Here is a 23,395-nt window from a genome sequence, read left to right on the forward strand (position 1 = left end):
GGCGGCTCCACTCGGGATCGGATTCGACGTTCTGTCCATCGTAGGACCGACGCTTCGACAAAGCGGGCCGCCCGCGAGTGGCCCCCGCGCGGCACGATGGAGGCATGACGCTCTCGGACACGACTCCTACCGGCAGCACCAACGCCTCCGTCACCGCCGCTGACCGCTCACGGGTCTTCCACTCCTGGTCCGCGCAGGGCGCGCTCAACCCGCTGCCGATCGCCGGCGGCCTCGGCGCCGAGGTCTGGGACGTCGACGGCACCCGCTACCTCGACTTCTCCAGCCAGCTCGTGAACGTCAACATCGGCTACCAGCACCCCAAGGTCGTCGCCGCGATCCAGGCGCAGGCCGCCGTGCTCACCACCGTCGGCCCGGCCTTCGCGAACGAGACCCGGGCCGAGGCGGCGCGTCTGATCACCGAGCGCGCGCCCGAGGGCTTCGAGAAGGTCTTCTTCACCAACGGCGGCGCGGACGCCAACGAGAACGCGATCCGGATGGCGCGCCTCTACTCCGGCCGCGACAAGATCGTCTCCTTCTACCGCTCGTACCACGGCAACACCGGCGCCGCGATCGTCTCGACCGGCGACTGGCGCCGCATCCCCAACGAGTACGCCCGCGGGCACGTCCACGCCTTCGGCCCCTACCTCTACCGCTCCGAGTTCTGGGCCGAGACGCCCGAGCAGGAGTGCGAGCGCGCGCTGCACCACCTCGAGCGCGTCGTGCAGGCCGAGGGCCCCGAGTCGATCGCGGCGCTGCTGCTGGAGACCATCCCCGGCACGGCCGGCATCCTGACGCCGCCGCCCGGCTACCTCGCCGGCGTGCGGGCGCTCGCCGACCGCTACGGCATCCTGCTGATCCTCGACGAGGTGATGGCCGGCTTCGGCCGCACCGGTGAGTGGTTCGCCTTCGACGCGTTCGACGTCCGGCCCGACCTGATCACCTTCGCCAAGGGGGTCAACTCGGGCTACGTGCCGATCGGCGGCGTCCTCATCGACGACCCGATCGCACACCACTTCGACGAGCGCGTCTTCCCCGGCGGGCTCACCTACTCCGGTCACCCGCTCGCCGCGGCGAGCGTCGTCGCGACCCTCGAGGCCATGGCGGAGGAGGGCATCGTCGACAACGCGAAGACCATCGGCTCCGAGCACCTCGCCCCCGGCCTGGCCGCCCTCGAGGCGAAGCACGACCTGATCGGCGAGGTCCGCGGCTCCGGCGTCTTCTGGGCGCTCGAGCTCGTCACCGACCGCGCCACCCGCGAGCCGCTGCCCGCCGCCGCCGTCGGCCGCCTCAAGGCCGACCTGCTCTCCCGCGGCCTGCTGCCCTTCACCGCCGACAACCGCATCCACGTCGTCCCGCCCGCCGTGGTCACCCCCGCCGAGGTCGCCCGCGGCCTCGCGATCGTCGACGACGCCCTGACCGCCTTCAGCGGCTGACCCGTTCCCTCTGCTGATCGAGCGACCCGTGGAGTGGGCGCCTCACATGCTGATCGAGTAGCCCGCGGAGCGGGCGTATCGAGATCCACCGTCCTGCTGACGCCGGGTCTCGATACGCCCCTCCGGGGCTACTCGACCACCATGCTGCGGTCGTGCTGATCACCAGCCCGGGTGGGACATGCTGATCGAGCCGCACGCGCGGCGGGCCTCCCCATGCTGATCACGCCGCACGCGCGGCGGGCTTCCCCATGCTGATCGAGTAGCCCGCGGAGCGGGCGTATCGAGATCCGCCGTCCTGCAGAGGCCGGGTCTCGATACGCCCCTCCGGGGCTGCTCGACCACCATTCATCTCTCCCCGACCATCGGCCGGCGGTCCTCCGAGCCACCCGGCCACGCACGAGCCGTATCCGGGAATCCGCGTGCCAGCGGATTCCCGTCGGCGAACGCACCGGGCTCTGCGAAACGCACTCCGCGCAGTGCCGACCGCGAGACGCCGCCCCGCGGCGTCTCAGGAAACGGAATGCAGCGCGAACGCCGTCACGAACCCGAGGACGGCGTACAGCCCGGTCAGCACGTCGTCCCGGTCGAACGCCTCCGGGATCATCGTGTTCGAGATCATTGCGAGGATCGCGCCCGCCGCGACCGTCGTCACGAACGCCACGACCGCTCCGGGCGCGCTCGCGAAGACGAGGAAGCCGACGAGCGCGGCGATCGCGGAGAGTGCGGCGATGCCGCCCCAGACGGTGAAGACGTAGCGCGCGGAACGACCGTCGGCCTTCATCCCGACGGTGGAGGAGAGCCCCTCGGGCAGATTCGAGATCGCCACCGCGGCCACGATCGGCACGCTGATCGCCGCTCCCGCGCCGCCCTGCGCCACCGAGAGGCCGAGCACGATCGACTCGGGGATCCCGTCGATCAGCGCGCCCGCGGCGATGGCGGTGCCGCCGCCCGCGGAGCCGGAGCCCTTCGCGCTCTTGCGGTTCCCCGCGCCGGCGCGGGTGAGCAGCGCGTCCGCGCCGACGAAGACCACGGCGCCCGCGAGCGTGCCGAGGATCGTCGGCAGGAGTCCGCCGTCGTCGGCCGCCTCCTGCACCAGCTCGTAGGCGAGCGCCGAGATGAGCACCCCCGCGCCGAACGCCGAGATCGCGGCGGTCAGCTTGGGTGGGACGCGGACGAACCAGGCGAGCGCCGCTCCGACGAGGAGGGTCGCTCCGCCGATGGCGCCGCTGAGCAGCGCGAGGGACCAGGGAGGCACGGCGCCCAGCCTGTCAGGCGGACGCGGGCCGCGAACCGGGGTTGACGGACCTCGGGCACGCGCGACTGAGCGCGCTCATGCTGGTCGAGCGCGACTGAGCGCGCTCATGCTGGTCGAGCGCGACTGTGCGCGCTCATGCTGGTCGAGCGCGCGACTCTGCGCGCTCATGCTGGTCGAGTAGCCCCGGAGGGGCGTATCGAGACCCACCGTCGCCAGCACGGTGGGTCCAGGGACTCGTCCTCCGACATGGCCTCCTCAGCACCGCTCCGAGACGTACCCCTCGTCGCCGGGCGTCAGCAGGTCGCGGTCGCGCAGCAGCACGCCGACGCCGTCGCCGCGCGCGCAGGCCCGCGCGAACACCGCGGCCGCGTCGTCGACGTCCGTGTACTCCACCTCGTACACGCGCTCGCCGTAGACGTCGGTGTAGGCGTCGCACTCCGTGAACACCTCGCACTCCTCGGTGATCGCGAAGTCGAAGCCGAGCTCGCGCATCTCCTCCGCCCGCTCCGCGGCGTTCTTCTGGCCGATCGCGAGCCCGGCCCGGTGTGCGGCGTCGACGAGGTCCTGCGCGAAGGCGGCGGTGTCGGAGTCGGTGAGCAGCCCCTCCGAGCGGGTGGCGGAGTCGAGGTTGTCGGCCTCGACGGCGTCGAAGCCGCTCTCGGCGCAGCCCTCCAGCCACGGCCCGACCACGCCGAGCAGCGCGTCCCGCTTCGCCTCCGTCGACACGTCGAGGAGCGTCTCGTCCGGCCAGTCCGGATCGGTGACCGGCTCGCCCGCGGCGTCCCGCAGCAGCAGCTCCGGGCGCGACTCCCACTTCGCCTCCTCGCCGGGCTGCGTCTGGAAGGCGTTGACGTAGCAGACCGAGTACACGCCGGGCGCGGGCTCGGCCTCGCGGTCGCGGACGACGAGGTCGACGCCGTCGGCCGGCGGGTAGCTGCCGCCGAGTTGGTAGTCGAAGCCCGCGCCCGCCGGGGGAGGGGCCGGCTGTCCGACGGTTGCTGCGCATCCGGCGAGGAGGAGGGCCGTCGCGGCCAGGCAGCACAATAAACTGGCCGAATGGCGGAGTTCAGCGCGAGTGTCTTTCAGAACGAGTTCCTCTCGGACGGCGCGACGGATGTGCACGCGATCGTGACGGTGACCGCCTCGGGCACCGGCGCGGCCGGCAGCGACGGAGCGGCCGCCGAGATCATCATCGTCGACTGCTCGGGGTCGATGACCGGCGAGAACATGACCGCGGCCAAGCGCGCCGCCGCCGTGGCGGTCGATCAGATCCTCGACGGCACCTTCTTCGCCGTCGTCGCCGGCTCCGAGCGCGCCGACCGCGCCTTCCCGTACCCCAACGCCTCCGTGTCGATGGTGCGGATGGAGCCGGGCGCCCGCGCGGCCGCGAAGGAGGCCATCGGCTACCTCCAGGCCGACGGCGGCACCGCGATGGGCACCTGGCTGACCCTCGCCCGACAGCTCTTCTCCAGCGTCCCCGAGGCGAAGCAGCGGCACGCCATCCTGCTCACCGACGGCAAGAACGAGCACGAGTCGCGGATGCAGCTCGACGCGGCGATCCGCGCGGCCGGCGGCGTCTTCCAGTGCGACGTCCGCGGCGTCGGCTCCCGCTGGGTCGTCGAGGAGGCGCGCACCATCGCCAGCGCGCTGCTCGGCACCGTCGGACTGATCGCGAACCCGGCCGACATGGCCGCCGACTTCGAGCAGCTGATCCAGGCGTCGATGGGCCGCGGCGTCGCCGACGGCGAGCTGCGCGTCTGGACCCCGCAGGGCTCCCAGCTGCTCTTCGTCCGCCAGGTCGCGCCGAACCTCGAGGACCTCAGCTCGCGCCGCACCTCGGTGAACCCGCTGACCGGCTCCTACCCGACCGGCGCCTGGGGCGACGAGTCGCGGGAGTACCACGTGGCCGTCCGCGTCGCGTCGAAGCCGGTCGGCGCCGAGCAGCTCGCCGCCCGCGTGCAGCTCAGCGTGCGCGACGAGGTCGTCGCCTCCGCGCTGGTGAAGGCCCGCTGGACCGACGACTCGGCGCTCACCGCGCGGATCGATCCCGCCGTCGCGCACTACACCGGCCAGACCGAGCTCGCCTCGGCGATCCAGGACGGCCTCGCCGCGAAGGCCGTCGGCGACGACGCCACCGCGACCGTCAAGCTCGGCCGCGCCGTGCAGCTCGCCGCCGCGACGGGCAACGACGAGGCGACCGCGAAGCTGCGCAAGGTCGTCGAGATCGACGACCCCAACGAGGGGACGGTGCGGCTGAAGCGCGGCGTCGCCCGCCTCGACGAGATGGCGCTCGACACCGCGTCGACGAAGACCACGCGGGTGCGCAAGTGAGCTACCGCTGCCCGGAGGGGCACACCTCCCAGTCCGGCGACTACTGCGACGTCTGCGGTGCGCCGATCGCGCCCGCCGCGCCGTCCGCTCCCGCGCCCCGCGCCGCAGACCCGACCACGGCGATCCCGACCGGTCCCGCCGTCTGCCCGAACTGCTCCTACCCCAACGAGGCCGGCGCGCTGTTCTGCGAGAACTGCGGCTACGACTTCACCACCGGCTCGCTGCCCGAGGCCGACCCGTTCACCGAGTCGGGCGCGGTTCGAGCGCCGGGCGAGGTCGGCGGCTCCGCCACGCCGGCCGGCGATCCGGCCGCCCACCTGGGCGAGGCGCCCGCACCGGCCGCTCCCGGTGCGCCGCCCCCGCTCGTCCCGGAGGAGGAGGCCGGCTTCGACGTGCCCGTCGCCACCGCGCCGCCCGCCGCGCCTGCCACGGAGGTCCTCGCCGAGGTCACCGGGAGCACGCCGACGGCCGCGCCCGCCGTGCCCGCGACCGCGGAGGAGGACGACCCCTGGATCGCCGAGATCTGGGTCGACCCCGACTGGTACGCCGAGCAGCGGGCCGAGGACCCGATGCCCTCCGCCGGCCCGCCGACGATCGTCGTGCTGCGCGAGCGCTCCGTGCTCGTCGGCCGGCCCTCTGTCTCGCGCGGCATCTCGCCGCAGATCGACTGCGGCACCGACTCCGGCGTCTCCCGCCGCCACTGCCAGCTCAACACCGACGGCTACCGCTGGTGGGTCGAGGACCTGCAGTCCGCGAACGGCACCTACCTCGCCGCGGCCGGCGCCCCGCTCCCGCAGACGCCGATCCCCACCGGCCAGCGCCGCGAGATCGAGGAGGGCGACCGCGTCTACGTCGGCGCCTGGACCCGCATCGTCCTCCGCCAGGCCCTCCCCGGCGAGGCCTGACCCGCTCGCATGCTGATCGAGTTGCCCGCGCAGCGGGCCCCTTCATGCTGATCGAGTAGCCCGCGGAGCGGGCGTATCGAGCGGAGGGGGCGCCTTCTGCGCCAGCGCAGGGCGGGGAAGAGACCGACGTCCATGCGGTGGTGGGTCTCGATACGCCCCTGCGGGGCTACTCGACCAGCATGTCAGCGGGCGTCTCTTCCAAGTAGATCCACCGTTGTCGGGAGCTGAGCCGTAGGGCCTCGGTTCTGGAGGGCTGGGTCTCGATCCGCCGCTGCGCAGCTACTCGACCAGCATCTGTCACCGGGCGCGGAGCGCGAGTGCCGGGTCCTGGCGGCTCGCCGTCCACGCGGGGATCGTCGAGGCGGCGAGCCCCGTCAGGAGTCCGACGCCGAGTCCCGCCGCCGGCAGCCAGGGTTCGAGGACCGGCGTCCAGCCCTGGAGCCCGGCGATGACGAGCGTCGCGGCACTCCCGACGGCCACGCCCACCGCTCCGCCGAGCAGGCCGATGAGGAGGCCCTCGGCGAGGAAGAGGCGTCCGACCGCGGTCCTGCTGGCGCCGACGGCCCGGCGCAGTGCGATCTCGTGCGCCCTGGCCTGCACGGAGAGGTGGAGGGTCGTCGCGGCGCTGATGGTGGCGAGGACGAGCAGGATGAGGGAGATCAGCGCGATCAGGGCGCCGAGGTCGCTGCCGATGCCCGTCCGGAGATCGCGGAGGTCGGCGACGGTCTCGACGCCGAACCGCCCGGGGTTCGCGGGATCGAGCCGAAGGGGGACCGCCTCCGCGACGGCGGCGGGGTACCCGGGCTCGGTGCGGATCAGGAGCGCCGTCGTGACATCGGCCGAGCCCTGCAGGACATCGGAGGAGACGATCACCGAGTCGGCGAGGTCGGCCTGCCGAGGCCCGGCGTCGAGGACGCCGATGACGTCGACCGTGCGGCCGTTCACCCAGAGCCGGCAGCCGGGTCCTGGAGGAGGGAGCTCGAGCGTCGCCGCCGCGTCATGGCCGACGATCGCGATCCCCTGCAGCGACCGGTCGTCGAGGAGTCCGAAGGTGTCCGGACCCACGGGCGATGCGCCTGTGAGCCGCAGGTAGTCCGAGGAGGCGGACATCAGCCTCAGCGGCGATCCCCTCTCCGGCTCGGTCGGCGAGAGGCGCTGGATCGAGGCGGCGCCTCCCGACGCCACGGAGGCGGAGCCGACTCCGGCGACTCGCGGCAGAGACCTCGCGGCGTCGATCCACTCGTCCAGACGGTCGTCGTCGTCGCGCAGGAGTCCCGTGCCGCCGGGGACCGAGACGCGCACCTCGTCGAGGGCGGCAGCGCTCAGCCGGTCCGCGACGCTGCCGGAGGCGCTCTCGCTGACCCCGATCGAGGAGACCAGACCGCCGATCCCCAGCGCGAAGGCGAGCAGCAGGAACAGGGTGCGCGCCAGCCGGGTGGTGACGACGTCGACGGCGTCGCCGAGGTCGTCGGCGAGCGCCGTGATCCAGCGGTGAGGACTCCTGCGCGACGGTTCCGCCTCCTCGGCACCCGCCTCCGCCTCGGCCCTCTGCGCTCGCGCTGGGGGAGAGGTGGCCGTCGACGGTTCGACGGTGCCGTCGACGATCCGGATCGTGCGGTCCGCGGCCGCCGCGATCGTCTCGTCGTGGGTGATCAGGACGACGGTGACTCCGCCGGCGTGGAGGTCGCGAAGGTAGTCGAGCACCGCCGTCCCGTTGGCCCGGTCGAGATTGCCGGTCGGCTCGTCGGCGAGGACGATCCGCGGCCGGGTGGCGATGGCGCGCGCGAGGGCGAGACGCTGCTGCTCACCGCCGGAGAGGACCCGCCCGGCGGCGTGCGCCCTCGCCTCCACGCCGAGCCGGGCGAGGGCGTCCAGCGCCCGGGTGCCGCGCTCCGCGAGTGGGACGCGCTGCGTGCGCAGGCCGAGGGCCGCGTTGTGCAGCGCGGAGACGTCGCCGAGGACGAACGACTGCTGGAACACGAATCCGAAGACCCGGGACCGGAGGCGGTCGCGCTCGCGCTCGCGCAGGGAGGCGACCTCCGTCCCGAAGACGCGATAGCTGCCCGCCGTCGGAGTGTCGAGCAGGCCGAGGACGTTGAGCAGCGTGCTCTTGCCCGAGCCGGACGGACCGACGATCGCGACGAACTCCCCCTGCCGCACGGTGATGCCGATGTCCCGGATGCCGGTCGCGGGGTCGGCGCCGAAGGTCCGGGTGATCCCGGTCAGCTCGAGGGCGGCCGGCGCGGGAGGCGTGCCGACGGTCACTGCAGGATCACCTCGCTCCCGGGTGCGAGGACGTCGCCGGCGATCGCGGTCCAGCCGTTCCCCGAGTAGTCGACGGTGACGGGCACGCGCCGGGGCTCCGGCTGCTCGGCTCCGGCGTCCGCCTCGGCGTTGGCCGGCACGAGGACGAAGGTCCCCTCGGCGTCCTGCCGGAGGGCGACCGTCGGCACTGCGAGGGACTCCTCGTGCACGGCCTCCGGAAGGACGGTGACGCTCAGTCCCGGCGAGAGTCCGGCGAAGGCGGGATCGGCCGAGACGACCGTGACGTCCCGGCCCGGTGCCTTGCCGTCCGAGGCCTCGACGAACTCCCCGATCGCCGTGATCGTGCCCGCGAGCTGCCGGGTGTCGGCCTGAATGCTCACCTCCTGCCCGTCGGTCAGCGTCGCAGCGTTCACCGCGTCGGCCCGGAACGAGACGGTGTTCGGCGAGGTGCGGACCCGGACCAGCGGGACCTCAGCCGTGACCGTCGCGCCGAGCGGGAGGGCGCTGGTGACCGTCGCCTCAGCCGCCGCCAGCGCGACGAAGCTCGCGGAGGGGATGAGCGGACCCGGGGGCCGGACGACGCGGGGCTGCTGTACCTCGGTCGTTGGGGAGGAACTGGGCTCCGACGGGTCAGGATCGGTCGGCGACGGTTCCACCGGCTCGGGGGCGGCGGCGGTCGGCGCGGGGAAGCCGTTGTCGACGAAGAGCTCCGTCACTGCGGCGGTGGTCCGCCAGTCCACCCAGCCCGTCACCTCGATGTCCGCCCCGGTCTCGCGGAGCGCGCGCTGGAGGGAGGAGACGTCGTCGCCCTCGTCCTCGGTGCGCAGATCGCGGTAGAGCGCCAGCGGGCCTGGCACGGCGAAGACGGGTCGTCCCGAGACGGCGCCGACGAGACTCCCCGGTCGGACCACGTCGCCGAGGTCGACTGTCCGTCTGGTGACGACGGCTGGGACTCCCGACGGGATCGTGCTGAGCGCCTGCTCGCTCCCGGCGACGACGCTGCCGGCGAACGCCGTGCGGGAGTCGACGACTCGTCGCTCCACAGGCGCGGTGACCTGGATCGACTGCTGCGCCTGCTCTCCGGGTCCGTGGTCCGGCGCCTGCACCAGGAGCCCGGTCAGGAAGGAGGCCGTGATCGAGCCGAGCAGGACCAGGGTCGCGACGACCGCCCGCAAAGGGTGCTCGACGCGCCGGAGCCGCATGCTGCTCGGCTCTGCACCCCCGCCGTCAACCATGCGCGGCGATGTACTCGCGCGCGGCCACGAGGAGCTGCTGCTTGCGCTCCTTCTCCTCGTTCAACGCCGCTTGATTCGCGTCGATCAGTGGCTGCTGGTACGCGGCTTCGAGGTCGGCGAGCGTCTGTGTCAGTCGGCTCTCGGTGTTGCACCGGGCCTCGATCGAGGCGAGCCGGATCCCTTCCTCGCTGCTGCTCCCCCCGTACGACTCCGGCAGGGCGTTCGACTGCTTCGACATGTAGTGCTCCCCGGATTCGGGAGTGAGCCCGGCCTCCTTCAGGCACTGCTCCCACGGTTCGCGGGCGCGCTGCCAGCGTTCGTCTTTCTGCGCTCTCGTCAGCGCCTCGCTCTCCAGGCGGGAGGCGAGACTGTTCAGACGCTCGTCTTGCGGCGGAGTGACGGCATCCATCGTGTCGATCACGGATTCGTCGCCCTGGTTGCAGGCGTCATACGCTGCGGACCACTGCACGCCACCGGCCGCTCGAGCGTTCTCCAGCGCGACGTCCATGGGCGACGCCGCGAAAGCGAAGCCGTAGCGCGCTGCGCGCTGCTCCTCCCAGAGTCCGAATGTCCGATCGTCGAGGTCTGTCGCCGGGTCGGGCTGTGTGCGGGCGGGAGAGGTGGTGAACCCTTTCGACTTCACGCACTCGACGATCACCGCCCGCGCGGCTGCCTTGAAGACCTGGTGGTCGGCATGCCTCCCGTAGAACGCGTACTCGTCCAGCGGCATCACGATCTCGCCGCTGACCGAGTCCAGGTAGGCGTGCGCGGAGTCGTCGGGTCTGATCGCGTCGGCCGTGCACCCGCTGAGACTCGCGACCGCGATGAGACCGCCCACGACACCGCCGAGAACCAGGGTGCGATGGCGCTGCCATCGCTTGGTCGTCTCAACCCCTTCGCCGCCGTCAGCCATGCGCGGCGATGTACGCGCGCGCGGCCTCGAGGAGTTGCTGCTTGCGCTCCTTCTCCTCGTTCAACGCCGCCTGGTTCGCGTCGATCAGCGGCTGCTGGTACGCGGCTTCGAGGTCGGCGAGCGTCTGCGTCAGTCGGGTCTCGGTGTTGCACCGGGCCTCGATCGAGGCGAGCCGGATCCCTTCTTCACTACTCCCCGCTCCTTCGTTCCCCAGCAGCGCGTAGGACTGCTCCGTCAGGTAGTACTCGCCTGTCTGGGGGGTGAGCCCGGCGTCCTTCAGGCACTTCTCCCACGGCTCGCGGGCCCGGTGCCAGCGCTCGTCCTTGCGCGCCTTCGTCAGCGCCTCGCTCTCCAGACGGGAGACGAGAGTGTTCAGGTACTCGTCCTGCGGCGGGTTGACGGTATCGATCGCCGTCCTCACAGATTCGTCGTCTTCGTAGCAGGCGTCCCGCGCCGCGGACCACTGCATCCCGCCGACCGCGCGTGCCTGCCCCAGCGCGACGTCCAGTGGGGAGTCCGCGGAGCCGAAGCCGTAGCGTGCCGCGCGCTTCTCGTCCCACATCCCGAAGGTCCGGTCGTCGAGGTCGGTCGTCGGGTCGGCCGGAGTGTGAGCGACGGAGTAGATGAAGCCCTTCTTCTTCATGCACTCTCCGACGACGGCTTCCGCCGCCGTATCGAAGACCTGCTCGTCGGCGTGCCGCCCGTAGAACGCGTACTCGCTCAGCGGCATGACGATCTCCCCGCTGACCGAGTCCAGGTAGGCGTGCGCGGAGTCGTCGGGTTCGGTCGTGCCGCCAGCGCAGCCGCTCAGAACTGCTAGAGAGGCGAAGGCGCCCAGGGCGCCCCGGAGGATCCGTCCGCCGGGGCGCCGTCGTCGACCGCTCATCAGTCGTAGCTCTGGATCCGGTCGTTCCAGGTCTCCAGCCAGTTCAGGCCTGACGTGAGACTCGACAGGGCTGACACATCTCCCTGCAGACGGATTGAACGCCCCTCATACCCGCGGTTCTCGTAGAAGGTCTTCCGTTCCGGCGTCTTCAACGAAGACGCCTTTCGATTGACCGTGCCTAGACCATCCTTCTTCGCCCATGTCGCCTGGTAGACGTATCCGCGGAAGTCTGCGTCCTCGTAGACCTGGAAGGCCGCCGCGGTTGGCGCGCCTGCGAAGGCGAGTGCCGCGGTGACGGCACCTGAAACGAGAATCGCCCCGTACTTCTTCTTCATGTTCTATCTCCATTGATCGAATCGTGACCCTGCGGTCATCGAACTCTCGAAGCGCGACGGGACGTCACGGTACGTGAGGCTTCGTCGACTCACAAGGTCGTGTCGTCTCCTGCGCGCTCGCTGGCGCTCAGCGAAGGCCCGCACACCAGGCGCCCCGAGATCCGTGCTCTCTCGTGCACGGTGGGCGGGACTGTGCGCTGGAGTCGCGTGGGTCTCGATACGCCGCTACGCGGCTACTCGACCACCATGAGAGGCGGCCGCTGCGTGGCTGCTCGACCAGCATGCAAGGCGGCCGTTGCGCGGCTGCTCCACCGGCATGTGCGGTGGCCGCTGCTCGGCCGGCGGGGGTGCGGCTCAGCGGCCGGCGAGCATCCCGAGCATCCAGGAGAGGGCGGCGACGGCGCCGACGCCGACGACGCTCGAGCCGATGATGACGGCGCGGCGGAGGCGGACGGCGCGGCCGTCGGGAGCGGACGCCACATCCAGCCCGGAGGCGGACGACACGGTCATGCCCGCGCGCAGCCGGTGCGCGACCTGGTCGGCGGTGGGCCGCTTCGCCGGGTCGCGCTCGGTCATCGAGGTGAGCAGCGCGCGCCAGGGCGCGGGCAGCGTAGCCGGGACGACGGGGGAGCGGTTGAGGCGCGCGATGGCCGCCTCGAGGACGGTCCCGGAGTACTCGCGGTGCCCGGTGATCGCCTCCAGCAGCACGAGGCCGAGCGAGAAGACGTCGCTGGCGCCGCTGATCGGCTCGCCGGCGACCTGCTCGGGGCTGACGAAGCTGGCGGTGCCGATCACGATGCCGTCGCTGGTGAGGCGCGAGCCGTCCATGAAGTGGGCGACGCCGAAGTCGGTGAGCTTGGCGGTGCGGGCGTAGCCGCTGGAGGCGACCTCGCTGACCAGGATGTTCGCGGGCTTCACGTCGCGGTGGACGACGCCGCGCTCGTGCAGGTACGCGAGCGCCTCGGCCAGCTGAGTGCCGATCGCGGCGACCTCGTCCGGTGCCATCGGGCCGGGCTCGAGCCGCGCCTCGAGGGTCGGGTCGGCGACGAGCTCCATCACGACGTAGCGGCGCACCTCGCCGCCGAAGTTGTGCAGGCCGGCGTCGAAGAGGTTGACGATCCCGGGGTGCGCGAAGGAGCTGAGCATCCGCACCTCGCGCTCCTGGCGGGCGACGTCCTCGGGGTTGGAGGCCTCGGCGCGGAAGACCTTCACGGCCACTTCGCGCTGCACGGTCTCGTCGCGGGCCCGGTACACCGAGCCCATCCCGCCGGAGCCGATCCGCTCGATCAGGTAGTAGCGACCGGCCACCCGCTGCTGGGCGGCATTGGCGGCGATGGTGCTCACGACGACCCGCCTTCCGCTGGAGCGGAGTGCTCCGTGGCGCTCAGGACGAGCACCTGGGTAGACGGTACCGCGGTGCCGCGACAACGGGGAGCGCAATAGCCGGGATTGACATACGGCCGTGATAGAAGCAGTCGATCCGGCACCGAGCGGGACCGCTCAGCGCAGCCCGCTGCGGGCGAAGCCCTGCACGAAGTAGCGCTGGAAGATCAGGAAGAGCACGACCATCGGCAGCACGTTCACCAGCGCGAAGGCCATCGTTCCGCCGTAGTCGCTGCCGAACTGCCCCTGCAGGTAGAGCAGACCGATCGGGAGGGTGAAGAGGACGTTCTCCTTGAGCGCGATCAGCGGCCAGGCGAAGTCGTTCCAGGAGCCGAGGAGCGACATGAAGAACAGCACGGCGATCAGCGGCTTCGAGAGCGGGAGCACGATCCGGGTGAAGACGCGGAAGTGACCGGCCCCGTCGATCCGGGCCGCCTCGATCAGGTCGCGCGGGATCGCGAGGATGAACTGCCGTGCCAGGAAGAGCCCGAAGGCCGAGGCCGCCGTCGGCAGGATCACCGCCCAGTAGCTGCCGTAGAGGCCGAGGTCGGTGACGAGCCGGAAGAGCGACACCATGATCACCTGCACGGGCAGCGTCAGCGTCGACAGCGCCAGCAGGAAGAGCACCCCCGAGCCGCGGAAGCGCAGCTGCGCGAAGGCGTAGCCGCCGAGCAGGTTGATCGCCACGGTGATCAGCGCGGTGGTGAGGCTGATCGCGACCGAGTTGCCGAACCAGGTCGCGACCGGGAACGAGTCGAAGACGCGCTCGAAGTTGGCCAGGGTGAACTCGCGCGGCCACAGGCGCAGCGTGCCGCCGAGCAGCTCGGCGCGCGAGGAGAACGCGACGACGAGCATCCAGTAGAGCGGGAACAGGATGACGAGGGAGACGAGGATCGCCAGGACGAGCCGGAGCGCGGTCGTCGAGCGGGAGACGCGGTTCATTCGACGAGGTCCCTCGAGCGGTTCGTGCGCCACTGCACGGCGGTGAAGATCATCGTCAGGATCAGCAGCACGATGCCGATCGCCGCCGCGTAGCCCTGATCGCGGGTGACGAAGCCGGTGTCGTAGGCGTAGGTCACCAGCACCGAGGTGGAGTTCTGCGGCCCGCCGCCGGTGAGGACGAAGACGATGTCGAAGACCTGGAACGAGTAGATGACGTTGAGGATGAGCAGGAAGAACGTCGACGGGCCGACCAGCGGCACCGTCACGTGCCGGAACTGCTGCCAGCCGTTCGCGCCGTCCAGCCGCGCCGCCTCGTAGAGCGCGGGGTTCACGCCCTGCAGCCCGGCCAGGTAGATCAGCATGTTGAAGCCGACCCGCCACCACAGGGTGACGAGGATCACGGAGGCGAAGGCCGCCGCGCCGCCGGACTGCCAGGCGATGCGCGGCAGGCCGATCGTCTGCAGCAGGCCGTCGAGCACGCCGTTGTTCTCGTCGAAGATCAGCACGCCCATCAGCGCCGTCGCGACGCCCGAGACGGCCATCGGCAGGATCAGGATCGAGCGGAACACGGGCCGGGCCGGCAGCACCGAGTTCAGCAGCACCGCGGCGCCCAGGCCGAGCGCCATCGAGAGCGGCGTGACGATGAGCGTGAACAGCGCGGTATTGAGGGTCGAGCGCCAGAACAGCGGGTCGCTGAGCAGCCGCGCGTAGTTGTCCAGGCCGATGAAGACGCCGTCGCCGAAGCCGTTGGTGCGCTGGAAGCTGAGCAGGAACGCGCCGACCAGCGGCACGAAGACGAACAGCGCCAGCATCAGCAGGTTCGGCGCGAGGAACCCGTAGGCGGCGACGGTCTCGCGGGCGGCGGGCGCCCGGGAGGTGCGGCGCGGTCGCGCCGTCACCTCCTCGGGCGCGGGGAGGGTGCGGGTCACCGGATCCTGCCGCTCACTGCACGGCGGTGGCGATGCCGGAGCTGAGCTTCGCGATCGTGTCCTCGGTGCTCTGACCGCCGACGAACGCCTGCTCGAGCTGGTCCTTCAGCACCGCGATGATCGCGGCCATGTCCGGCGAGGCGACCTGCGCCGCGTCCTCGGCCTGCACGGTGCCGGCCTGGCCGAGGAAGACCTCGGCGAGCTCGGGGCGCACCTCGAACTCGATGCCCGACTCGGTCAGGTCGCGGCGGGTGGGCAGGAGCGAGGCGCCGGCGCAGAAGTCGCGCATCGACTCCTCCTCGGTCACGAAGGCGAGGAACGCCGCCGCGAGCTCGGGGTTCGCGGTCGCCTTGGTCGCGACGAGCGCGTTGCCGCCGAAGTCGCCGCCGCCGCGCACGTTCCGCGGCGAGTAGGTCGCGCCCCACTCGAAGTCGAGCGTCGACTCCGCGTCCGGGATGAGGAACGCCCCGCCGAAGGTCATCGCGGTCGTCTGCGAGTACCAGAGGTCGCTCGCGTAGGTCGTCGCCTGGATCGAGCTGCTCGGCGGCACGAGGCCGTCGGTGAAGAAGCTGCGGCTGAAGTCGATCGCCGCGCGACCCGCGTCGGAGTCGATGGCCGGGGCGGAGAGGTCCTCGGTGAGGAAGCGGCCGTCGGCCTGGAAGAGCAGGCTCAGCCAGCGGGTGACGCCGTTGCCCTGCCAGTTGTAGGCGAAGGGGTAGCGCTCGGCGGGGAGCGAGGCGCGCAGCGTCCGGCCGACCTCGGTGAACTCCTCCCAGGTCCAGGCCTCCTCCGGCGAGGCCGGGAAGTCGGTGATGCCCGCGGTGGCGAGGGCCTCGGTGTTGTAGAGGATCAGCGAGGTGTCGGTGTGGTGCGGCACGCCGAAGGGGCTGCCATTGCTCTGCACAGCGGCCCAGGCCGGGTCGGTGAAGCGGTCGGCGACGTCCGCCTCGAGGTGCGGGGTGAGGTCGAGCAACTGGTCGCGACCGGCGTAGCTGCCGAAGGTGTAGTACGGCACGCGGAAGACGTCCGGCGGGTTGCCCGCCTGCAGCTGCGCGTCGATGTTGGTGAACATCTGCTCGTACGGGACCGAGTTCAGCGCCACGGTCGAGCCTGGGTTCGCCTCCTGGAAGCGGTCGATCGCGCGCTGGAAGCCGGCCAGCTCCGCGTCCGTGCCCCAGGTGGTGAAGGTCAAGGTGCCGCTGTCGGCGCTCGCCGCGGGGCGGGCCGGTGCGAAGCCGCAGCCGGCCAGCACGGGCACCGAGGCGGCGACGCCCAGCGCGCTGAGGAAGCGGCGGCGGTCCAGCGTCACCCGATCGAAGGCGCTCCTGCGGAGCGAAGTCGTGTCCAGAGCCATCATGGCCTCCCCTCGGGGGCCACCGGCGGGCCCTCCGAGGGGAGGCTAGCTGCGGGCATCGGCGTGCGCCGCTACTGGACGGATCCGCGCTCCTGTGAGAGAAGCGGTGCTCAGCTGCGGCGGCCGAGCATCCCCTCGAACGAGCCGTCGAGCGCCCACGGGTCCGCGGGAGCGCGCGAGGTGCGCGCCGCCTCGGTCGCGAGCTCGCGGCCCGCCCGCTCGATCCGCGAGGGCAGCGCGCGGCCGTCCTCGGTGGCTCCGCCCCAGTCCTCGGTCGCGGCGAAGACCGTCGTCGACAGCGGAGCGGCGTGCAGGTAGCTGAAGAGCGGGCGCATGGCGTAGTCGACCGCGAGCGAGTGGCGAGGCGAGCCGCCGGTCGCCGCGAGCAGCACGGGCAGCCCGCGCAGCGCCTCGGTGTCGAGCACGTCGACGAACGACTTGAAGAGCCCGCTGTAGCTCGTCGTGAAGATCGGCGTCACGGCGATCAGGCCGTCCGCGCCGGCCACCGCGTCGAGCGCGGTCTGCAGCGCCGGGCTCGCGAAGCCGGTGAGCAGGTTGTTCGTGACGTCGTGCGCGAGGTCGCGCAGCTCGACGACGCTGCGCTCGACGGCGAAGCCCTGCTCGGTGAGCGAGGACTCGGCCGCGTCGGCCAGGCGGTCGGCGAGCAGGCGGGTGGAGGACGGCGTGCTGAGGCCGGCCGAGAGGACGGTGATCCTGCGGGTGTCCATGGGCGGGGCCTCCTAGGCGCTGACGGGGACGGGGCTGACGGGGACGGGCTGCTCGGCGCGGGCGGCGACGAGCGAGGAGTGGGTGGGCGCGTCCGGCACGTGTGCCGGGCGGCCCTCGGCGAAGCCGGCGCGCAGAGCGGGCAGGATCTCGCCGAGCATGTCCATCTGCTCGAGGACGGTCTTCAGCGGCAGGCCCGCGTGGTCCATCAGGAACAGCTGGCGCTGGTAGTCGCCGACGTACTCGCGGAAGCCGAGGGTGCGGTCGATGATCTCCTGCGGCGAGCCCACGGTGAGCGGGGTCTGCTCGGTGAAGTCCTCCAGCGAGGGGCCGTGGCCGTAGACCGGGGCGTTGTCGAAGTAGGGGCGGAACTGCGAGACCGCGTCCTGCGAGTTCTTCGCGAGGAAGATCTGGCCGCCGAGTCCGACGATCGCCTGGTCGGCGCTACCGTGGCCGTAGTGCTCGAAGCGCTGGCGGTAGAGCTGCACCATCTTCGCGGTGTGCGAGGCGGGCCAGAAGATGTGGTTCGCGAAGAAGCCGTCACCGTAGTAGGCGGCCTGCTCGGCGATCTGCGGCGAGCGGATGGAGCCGTGCCAGACGAACGGGGCGACGCCGTCGAGCGGGCGCGGGGTCGACTGGAAGCCCTGGAGGGGCGTGCGGAACTGGCCCTCCCAGTCGACGAACTCCTCGGTCCAGAGGCGGTGCAGCAGGTCGTAGTTCTCGATGGTGAGCTCGATGCCGCGGCGGATGTCCTTGCCGAACCACGGGTAGACCGGGCCGGTGTTGCCGCGGCCGAGCATCAGGTCGACGCGGCCGCCGGCGAGGTGCTGGAGCATCGCGTAGTCCTCGGCGAGCTTCACCGGGTCGTTCGTGGTGATCAGCGCCATCGCGGTGCTGAGCTGGAGCCGCTCGGTCTTCGCGGCGATGTAGGCGAGGGTCGTCGTGGGGGAGGAGGACCAGAACGGCGGGTTGTGGTGCTCGCCGAGCGCGAAGACGTCGAGGCCGATCTCCTCCGCCTTCTGGGCGATCGCGACGGTGGCCGCGATCTTCTCGGACTCGGTCGGGGTGCGGCCGGTCGTGGGGTCGGTGGTGATGTCGCTGACCGTGAAGATGCCGAACTGCATCGGGCGCTCCTTCTCTCCGTGGCCCCGTCCTGACGAGACCTGATCCATGCATTTGCATGTACATCCTCATCCAACCACGTGCGGCTGGGGATATTCCCACGGATTCGGCCGGACGAGCGGAGGAAGCCCGCTGAACGCTGAACCTGCCATTCAGCGATAGTCTGTTACTTACAGAGATCAGGAGTCTTCGCATGGTCGCACGACGGTCGCCTCGCCGCTCCCTCCAGCTGGCCGAGATCGGCGCCAACATCCGGCGCTGGCGAGCCGTGAACGGGATGACCGCGTCCTCGCTCGCCGAGCGGGCGGGCGTCACCCGCGAGACGCTGCGCCGCCTCGAGGCCGGAGACGGCTCGGCCCGCCTCGACTCGGTCGTCGCGGTCCTCGGGGCGCTCGGCATCGCGGACTCCCTCGTCCAGGCGACCGATCCCTACCGCAGCGAGACGGCACGGGCCCGCATCGACGCGATCCTCGGCGCCGGCGGCTCCCTGTGACAGCCGGGCCGGTCGAGGTCCACCTCGACGACGAGTCGCGGGGACTCGTGCGGGTCGGCACCCTCCATCCGTCGTTCGCGGGGCGCGTCCTGGCCTCCTCCTCCTTCCAGTACGACGCCGACTACCTGTCCTCTCCCGGCGCCTTCGCGATCTCCCCCGATCTGCCCCTCGTCAGCGGCAGGATCTGGACGCCCGAGTCGCACTCGCTCCCCGGTGCGTTCGAGGACGCGTCGCCGGACGAGTGGGGCCGCCGTCTGATCGAGGCGAACCACGGCGCCCTCCGACGGAAGGATCCGGCTGCGCCTGCTCTGCGTGGGGCGTGGGACCACCTGCTGGGCGTCTCCGACGCCGCCCGCATGGGCGCGCTCCGGTTCCGGCTGCCCGGTGCGGCGGAGTGGTCCTCCTCGGACACCGGGGTGGCGAACGTCCACGAGATCGAGCGGATCCTCCACGTGGCGGCGCGCTACGAGGCGGACGACGCCTCCGAGGAGGACGTCGCCTACCTCTCCGGGATCGCGACCTCGCCCGGCGGAGCTCGCCCCAAGGCCAACGTCCTCCGCGCCGACGGCCGCCTCGCTCTCGCGAAGCTCCCGCACTCGAAGGACGAGGGGCTCGACGTCGAGCGCTGGGAGGCGGTGGTGCTCGTCCTGGCCGAGCGGATCGGCCTCCGGACTCCCACGTGGACGCTGCTGCGCGCCTCGGCGGAGAAGAGCGTGCTGCTGCTCGACCGGTTCGACCGCACTGCCGCGGGCGGTCGTCGCGCCTACCTCTCGGCCGCCTCCGCCCTGGAGATCGGCGCGAACGATCTCGGCCGCTACTCGTACGAGCAGTTCTCGGACGTGCTGGCGGACCTCAGCGCCGATCCGCGCACGGATCTGCGGGAGATGTTCACCCGGATCGCTCTGACGGTCCTCGTGAACAACGTCGACGACCACTGGCGCAACCACGGCTTCCTCCGGCAGGACGGAGGCTGGCGTCTCGCCCCGCTCTTCGACGTGAACGCGAGCACGAGCACCGGAGTCGTGCACTCGCGGCCGATCAGCGACCGCGACGACCCCCGCCACCGCGACCTCGGCGAGCTCCTGGCGACGGCCGACGCCTACCGGCTCACCCGCCCCGCCGCCGCGCGGATCGTGCGGGAGACCGCCGAGCAGGTCCAGGCCTGGGAGGGAGTCGCCCTCGAGCTCGGCCTCCCGGACGGGGAGCGGCGGCGGATGGCCCGCGCCTTCGACGCCGACCGGATCGCGCGGGCGCTCACGATCGAGTGATGGGCGGTCTCCTCGCCCTCCGGCCGCCCGAAACATCCCCGCAATCTGCCCCGCACTAGAGTCGTGCCATGGGTGACCTCTTCGACGGATACGGGTCCCAGAAGGTCGAGCGGCCCCGCACGGGCGCCTCACCCTGGGACGAGATGTTCGCCGATGTCGCGGCGACGAGCGGCCCCGCCGGCGTCCGCGACTCCTACCGCGACATCTACTCCTCGCTCGCGCGGATGACGCAGGAGGAGCTGCGCGGTCGCACCGATGCGCTCGCCTCCTCCTACCTCGCGCAGGGCGTGACCTTCGACTTCGCGGGCGAGGAGCGGCCCTTCCCGCTCGACGCCGTCCCGCGCGTGATCGAGAGCGCCGAGTGGAACGAGGTGCAGAGCGGCATCAAGCAGCGCGTCCGCGCGCTCGAGGCCTTCCTCGCCGACGTCTACGGCCCGCAGAACGCGGTGAAGGACGGCGTGATCCCCGCCGCCCTGCTCTCCAGCTCCAGCCACTTCCACCGCCAGGCCGCCGGCATCGAGCCGGCCAACGGCGTGCGGATCCAGGTCTCCGGCATCGACCTCATCCGCGACGAGGTCGGCGACTGGCGGGTGCTCGAGGACAACGTCCGCGTCCCCTCCGGCGTCTCCTACGTCATCTCGAACCGCCGAGTGATGGCGCAGACGCTGCCCGAGCTGTTCGTCTCGATGCGGGTGCGCCCGGTCGGCGACTATCCCAACCGCCTGCTCCAGGCCCTGCGCGCCTCCGCGCCGGAGGGCGTCGACGACCCCACCGTCGTCGTGCTCACGCCGGGCGTCTACAACTCGGCCTACTTCGAGCACACCCTGCTCGCCCGCCTGATGGGCGTCGAGCTGGTCGAGGGCCGCGACCTCTTCTGCACCGGCGGCAAGGTGTTCATGCGCACGACCTCCGGGCCCACCCGCGTCGACGTGATCTACCGCCGCGTCGACGACGAGTTCCTCGACCCGCTGCAGTTCCGCGCCGACTCGATGCTCGGCTCGCCCGGTCTGATGCTCGCCGCGCGCCTCGGCAACGTCACGATCGCGAACGCGGTCGGCAACGGCGTCGCCGACGACAAGCTCGTCTACACCTACCTGCCCGACCTGATCCGCTACTACCTCTCGGAGGAGCCGGTGATCAAGAACGTCGACACCTGGCGCCTGGAGGATCCGGGCGCGCTCGAGGAGGTGCTCGACCGCCTCGACGAGCTCGTCGTGAAGCCGGTCGACGGCTCCGGCGGCAAGGGCCTCGTCGTCGGGCCGGCCGCCTCGGCGAAGGAGCTGGCCGAGCTGCGCTCGCGGCTGCAGGCCGACCCGCGCGGCTGGATCGCCCAGCCGGTGGTGCAGCTCTCGACCATCCCGACCCTGGTCGACGACGGGATGCGGCCGCGGCACGCGGACCTCCGTCCCTTCGCGGTCAACGACGGCAAGGACATCTGGGTCCTGCCCGGCGGTCTCACCCGGGTGGCGCTGCCCGAGGGCCAGCTCGTCGTCAACTCGTCGCAGGGCGGCGGCTCGAAGGACACCTGGGTCGTCGGCCTCGAGGGCGCGCCGCTCACCGAGCCGGACGCCCACGACATCTCCGGGCTCGTCGAGGACCAGGCCGCGGTGACCACCTCGATCCCGATCGTCTATCCGCTGAACCACACGCCCGACCAGTCGCCGCAGGACGCGGCCAACCACGACCAGGACCAGCAGCAGCAGCAGCAGACGCTCGCCGCAGGGGAGGACGCCTGATGCTCTCCCGGATCGCCGAGTCGCTGTTCTGGATCGGCCGCTACATCGAGCGGTCCGACGGCACCGCCCGCATCCTCGACGTCCACCTGCAGCTCCTGCTCGAGGACCCGTGGATCGACGAGGACACCGCCTGCCGCTCGCTGCTGTCGGTGATGGGGTCCACCGCCCCGGACGACATGAAGGAGGTCACCCGCGCGGATGTTCTGACCATCCTCGCGATCGACCGCACGAACCCCGCCTCGATCGCCTACTCGCTCGGTGCCGCCCGCGAGAACGCCCGCCGTGCCCGCGAGATCGTCTCGACCGAGCTGTGGGAGTGCCTGAACACCACGCGCACCCGGATGCCCCGCCGGGTCACGGGGGAGCGGGTGTCGGAGTTCTTCGGCTGGGTGCGCGAGCGCTCGGCGCTCGCCGTCGGCATCATCGAGTCGGCCACCTCGCGCGACGAGGCCTGGCAGTTCTTCACCCTCGGCCGCTCGATCGAGCGGGCCGACATGACGGCCCGGCTGCTGGCCACGCGGTCGCTGACCGAGGCGAGCGGCCCGTCCTGGACCACGATCCTGCGCTCCTGCGGCGCGTACGAGGCGTACCTCCGCACCTATCGCGGCGTGCCGAGCGCCCGCAACGCGGCGGAGTTCCTGCTGCTCGACCGCCTCTTCCCGCGCTCGATCCTCTTCTCGGTCTCGCGTGCGGAGATGTGCATGCGCGACATCGAGCCGCGCACCGGCCGCGTCGGCCACACCGGCGACGCCCAGCGTGTGCTCGGCCAGATCCGCAGCGAGCTGGAGTACCGGCCGATCGCCGAGATCCTCGAGGACCTGCCCCGGCACATGGACAGCGTGCAGGAGGCGACGTCGTCGGCCTCCGAGGCGATCCGCCAGCGCTACTTCCCCACCAACGTCATGCCGAGCTGGATCGGGGAGGCGCTGTGAGCAGGCTGCGCATCACGCACACGACAGGGTTCACCTACCGGGGCGACGTCGTCGCCTCCTACAACGAGGCGAGGATGCTCCCGGCGTCCTCGGACGGGCAGCTCGTGCTCTCGTCGAACCTCGTCATCCGCCCGGTCACCTCCGCGCACACCTACACCGACTACTGGGGCACCCGGGTCTCGTCGTTCGACGTGCTCGATCCGCACCAGGAGCTCTCGCTCACCGCGACCTCGCTCGTCGAGATCCGGCCGAAGGCGCACCCCGACCACCCCGTCGGCTGGGAGCAGCTGGACGACCAGGTCCAGACGCTCACCGAGTACGTCGAGCAGCTCAAGCAGACCAACCGCACGGCGCCGCCCGAGGACCTGGTCGAGCTCGCCCGCCGGCTGGCCGACGCGGCGGAGGGTCCGTGCGACGCGGCCCTGTCGATCGCCGAGACCATAGGCCGGGAGATGACCTACCGCCAGGGCGTCACCGGCGTGCACTCGACGGCGACCGAGTCGTGGACCGCCCGCGAGGGCGTCTGCCAGGACATCACCCACATCGTCCTGGGCGCGCTGCGCTCGACGGGCATCCCCGCGCGCTACGTCTCCGGCTACCTGCACCCCAAGCCGAACGCGGCGATCGGCGAGACCGTCGTCGGCGAGTCGCACGCCTGGGTCGAGTGGTTCTGCGGCGGCGCCTGGCGCGGCTACGACCCGACCAACCTGATCGACATCGGCGACCGCCACGTGATCGTCGGCCGCGGCCGCGACTACAACGACATCGCGCCTCTCCGCGGCGTCTACGCCGGCCCGCACTCCTCGAAGCTGTTCGTCCGGGTGGAGATCACGCGCGAGGCGTGAGGGCGGGGTGCTCGGAGGCTGTGTTCCGCGCCAGTACGGATGGGCTGCGAGAGCGGCGATGCGCCCCGATGGCGATGCGCGAAACGCGGGTGCTAGCGTGATCACCG

Annotated in this window: 21 protein-coding genes; 8 read left to right on the top strand and 13 right to left on the bottom strand. The window is 71.7% G+C overall.

Features of this window, described 5'->3' with window-relative positions; translation table 11 throughout:
* The first annotated feature begins 104 nt into the window (after positions 1-104).
* Positions 105-1,433, top strand: a complete 1,329-nt coding sequence (locus EDF17_RS01990; RefSeq protein ID WP_123444934.1) for an aspartate aminotransferase family protein — start codon at positions 105-107, stop codon at positions 1,431-1,433.
* 508 nt (positions 1,434-1,941) lie between these two features.
* Here EDF17_RS01990 and EDF17_RS01995 read toward each other — a convergent pair.
* Positions 1,942-2,688: a ZIP family zinc transporter gene (locus tag EDF17_RS01995; RefSeq protein ID WP_123444935.1), complete on the bottom strand. Its 747-nt coding sequence runs from the start codon at positions 2,686-2,688 to the stop codon at positions 1,942-1,944.
* A 255-nt stretch (positions 2,689-2,943) separates the two neighbouring features.
* Complete coding sequence (locus EDF17_RS02000) at positions 2,944-3,732, bottom strand: endo alpha-1,4 polygalactosaminidase (protein WP_123444936.1); 789 nt, start codon at positions 3,730-3,732, stop codon at positions 2,944-2,946.
* A 12-nt stretch (positions 3,733-3,744) separates the two neighbouring features.
* Here EDF17_RS02000 and EDF17_RS02005 point away from each other — a divergent pair, with 12 nt between their 5' ends.
* The gene (locus tag EDF17_RS02005; protein ID WP_123444937.1) at positions 3,745-5,019 is read left to right on the top strand and encodes a VWA domain-containing protein; all 1,275 of its coding nucleotides are present in this window, start codon (positions 3,745-3,747) and stop codon (positions 5,017-5,019) included.
* Entirely contained in the window at positions 5,016-5,924 is a 909-nt protein-coding gene (locus EDF17_RS02010; protein WP_123444938.1) for an FHA domain-containing protein, read from the top strand. Before EDF17_RS02005 ends, EDF17_RS02010 begins: the two co-directional genes overlap by 4 nt.
* 297 nt (positions 5,925-6,221) lie before the next feature.
* Here EDF17_RS02010 and EDF17_RS02015 read toward each other — a convergent pair whose 3' ends face one another.
* The 11 genes from EDF17_RS02015 to EDF17_RS02065 form a co-directional block, all read right to left on the bottom strand.
* Positions 6,222-8,189 carry an ATP-binding cassette domain-containing protein gene (locus EDF17_RS02015; protein WP_123444939.1) on the bottom strand — a complete coding sequence of 656 codons (1,968 nt, stop codon included), beginning with the start codon at positions 8,187-8,189 and terminating at the stop codon, positions 6,222-6,224.
* Positions 8,186-9,391: a hypothetical protein gene (locus tag EDF17_RS02020; RefSeq protein WP_133671836.1), complete on the bottom strand. Its 1,206-nt coding sequence runs from the start codon at positions 9,389-9,391 to the stop codon at positions 8,186-8,188. Before EDF17_RS02020 ends, EDF17_RS02015 begins: the two co-directional genes overlap by 4 nt.
* A gap of 25 nt (positions 9,392-9,416) precedes the next feature.
* Complete coding sequence (locus tag EDF17_RS02025) at positions 9,417-10,337, bottom strand: hypothetical protein (protein ID WP_123444941.1); 921 nt, start codon at positions 10,335-10,337, stop codon at positions 9,417-9,419.
* A complete protein-coding gene (locus EDF17_RS02030; protein WP_133671838.1) occupies positions 10,330-11,067 on the bottom strand; it encodes a hypothetical protein in 738 nt (245 codons plus the stop codon). Before EDF17_RS02030 ends, EDF17_RS02025 begins: the two co-directional genes overlap by 8 nt.
* Positions 11,068-11,222: 155 nt before the next feature.
* On the bottom strand, positions 11,223-11,558 hold the full coding sequence (locus EDF17_RS02035; protein WP_123444943.1) for a hypothetical protein: 336 nt from the start codon (positions 11,556-11,558) through the stop codon (positions 11,223-11,225).
* 354 nt (positions 11,559-11,912) lie between these two features.
* Positions 11,913-12,902, bottom strand: coding sequence for a serine/threonine-protein kinase (locus EDF17_RS02040; protein WP_123444944.1), 990 nt, complete (start codon positions 12,900-12,902; stop codon positions 11,913-11,915).
* A gap of 156 nt (positions 12,903-13,058) precedes the next feature.
* Entirely contained in the window at positions 13,059-13,883 is an 825-nt protein-coding gene (locus tag EDF17_RS02045) for a carbohydrate ABC transporter permease (protein ID WP_123444945.1), read from the bottom strand.
* Positions 13,880-14,812: a sugar ABC transporter permease gene (locus EDF17_RS02050; RefSeq protein ID WP_243732765.1), complete on the bottom strand. Its 933-nt coding sequence runs from the start codon at positions 14,810-14,812 to the stop codon at positions 13,880-13,882. Before EDF17_RS02050 ends, EDF17_RS02045 begins: the two co-directional genes overlap by 4 nt.
* Positions 14,813-14,825: 13 nt before the next feature.
* Positions 14,826-16,169, bottom strand: coding sequence for a sugar ABC transporter substrate-binding protein (locus EDF17_RS02055; RefSeq protein ID WP_243732766.1), 1,344 nt, complete (start codon positions 16,167-16,169; stop codon positions 14,826-14,828).
* Positions 16,170-16,276: 107 nt separating this feature from the next.
* Complete coding sequence (locus EDF17_RS02060) at positions 16,277-16,894, bottom strand: FMN reductase (protein WP_123444946.1); 618 nt, start codon at positions 16,892-16,894, stop codon at positions 16,277-16,279.
* A gap of 12 nt (positions 16,895-16,906) precedes the next feature.
* The gene (locus EDF17_RS02065) at positions 16,907-18,016 is read right to left on the bottom strand and encodes an LLM class flavin-dependent oxidoreductase (protein WP_123444947.1); all 1,110 of its coding nucleotides are present in this window, start codon (positions 18,014-18,016) and stop codon (positions 16,907-16,909) included.
* Between the two features lie 191 nt (positions 18,017-18,207).
* Between EDF17_RS02065 and EDF17_RS02070 the strand changes: the two genes are divergently transcribed.
* From EDF17_RS02070 to EDF17_RS02090, 5 genes are all read left to right on the top strand, one after another.
* Positions 18,208-18,507, top strand: a complete 300-nt coding sequence (locus tag EDF17_RS02070) for a helix-turn-helix transcriptional regulator (protein WP_123444948.1) — start codon at positions 18,208-18,210, stop codon at positions 18,505-18,507.
* The gene (locus tag EDF17_RS02075) at positions 18,504-19,775 is read left to right on the top strand and encodes a type II toxin-antitoxin system HipA family toxin (RefSeq protein ID WP_123444949.1); all 1,272 of its coding nucleotides are present in this window, start codon (positions 18,504-18,506) and stop codon (positions 19,773-19,775) included. Before EDF17_RS02070 ends, EDF17_RS02075 begins: the two co-directional genes overlap by 4 nt.
* Positions 19,776-19,843: 68 nt before the next feature.
* On the top strand, positions 19,844-21,511 hold the full coding sequence (locus EDF17_RS02080) for a circularly permuted type 2 ATP-grasp protein (RefSeq protein ID WP_123444950.1): 1,668 nt from the start codon (positions 19,844-19,846) through the stop codon (positions 21,509-21,511).
* Positions 21,511-22,443, top strand: a complete 933-nt coding sequence (locus EDF17_RS02085) for an alpha-E domain-containing protein (protein WP_123444951.1) — start codon at positions 21,511-21,513, stop codon at positions 22,441-22,443. Before EDF17_RS02080 ends, EDF17_RS02085 begins: the two co-directional genes overlap by 1 nt.
* Positions 22,440-23,288 (top strand): transglutaminase family protein, encoded by an 849-nt coding sequence (locus EDF17_RS02090; protein WP_123444952.1) that lies wholly within the window; start codon positions 22,440-22,442, stop codon positions 23,286-23,288. Before EDF17_RS02085 ends, EDF17_RS02090 begins: the two co-directional genes overlap by 4 nt.
* The last annotated feature ends 107 nt before the right edge of the window (positions 23,289-23,395 follow it).

The sequence above is a fragment of the Rathayibacter sp. PhB1 genome (assembly GCF_004362935.1).
Lineage (GTDB): Bacteria > Actinomycetota > Actinomycetes > Actinomycetales > Microbacteriaceae > Rathayibacter > Rathayibacter festucae.

Coding starts and splice junctions, on each gene's coding strand:
- EDF17_RS01990 (WP_123444934.1), top strand. CDS start 105: ATGACGCTCTCGGACACGACTCCTACCGGCAGCACCAACGCCTCCGTC.
- EDF17_RS02005 (WP_123444937.1), top strand. CDS start 3,745: ATGGCGGAGTTCAGCGCGAGTGTCTTTCAGAACGAGTTCCTCTCGGAC.
- EDF17_RS02020 (WP_133671836.1), bottom strand. CDS start 9,391: ATGCGGCTCCGGCGCGTCGAGCACCCTTTGCGGGCGGTCGTCGCGACC.
- EDF17_RS02025 (WP_123444941.1), bottom strand. CDS start 10,337: ATGGCTGACGGCGGCGAAGGGGTTGAGACGACCAAGCGATGGCAGCGC.
- EDF17_RS02030 (WP_133671838.1), bottom strand. CDS start 11,067: ATGCCGCTGAGCGAGTACGCGTTCTACGGGCGGCACGCCGACGAGCAG.
- EDF17_RS02035 (WP_123444943.1), bottom strand. CDS start 11,558: ATGAAGAAGAAGTACGGGGCGATTCTCGTTTCAGGTGCCGTCACCGCG.
- EDF17_RS02045 (WP_123444945.1), bottom strand. CDS start 13,883: ATGAACCGCGTCTCCCGCTCGACGACCGCGCTCCGGCTCGTCCTGGCG.
- EDF17_RS02055 (WP_243732766.1), bottom strand. CDS start 16,169: ATGATGGCTCTGGACACGACTTCGCTCCGCAGGAGCGCCTTCGATCGG.
- EDF17_RS02060 (WP_123444946.1), bottom strand. CDS start 16,894: ATGGACACCCGCAGGATCACCGTCCTCTCGGCCGGCCTCAGCACGCCG.
- EDF17_RS02065 (WP_123444947.1), bottom strand. CDS start 18,016: ATGCAGTTCGGCATCTTCACGGTCAGCGACATCACCACCGACCCCACG.
- EDF17_RS02070 (WP_123444948.1), top strand. CDS start 18,208: ATGGTCGCACGACGGTCGCCTCGCCGCTCCCTCCAGCTGGCCGAGATC.
- EDF17_RS02080 (WP_123444950.1), top strand. CDS start 19,844: ATGGGTGACCTCTTCGACGGATACGGGTCCCAGAAGGTCGAGCGGCCC.
- EDF17_RS02085 (WP_123444951.1), top strand. CDS start 21,511: ATGCTCTCCCGGATCGCCGAGTCGCTGTTCTGGATCGGCCGCTACATC.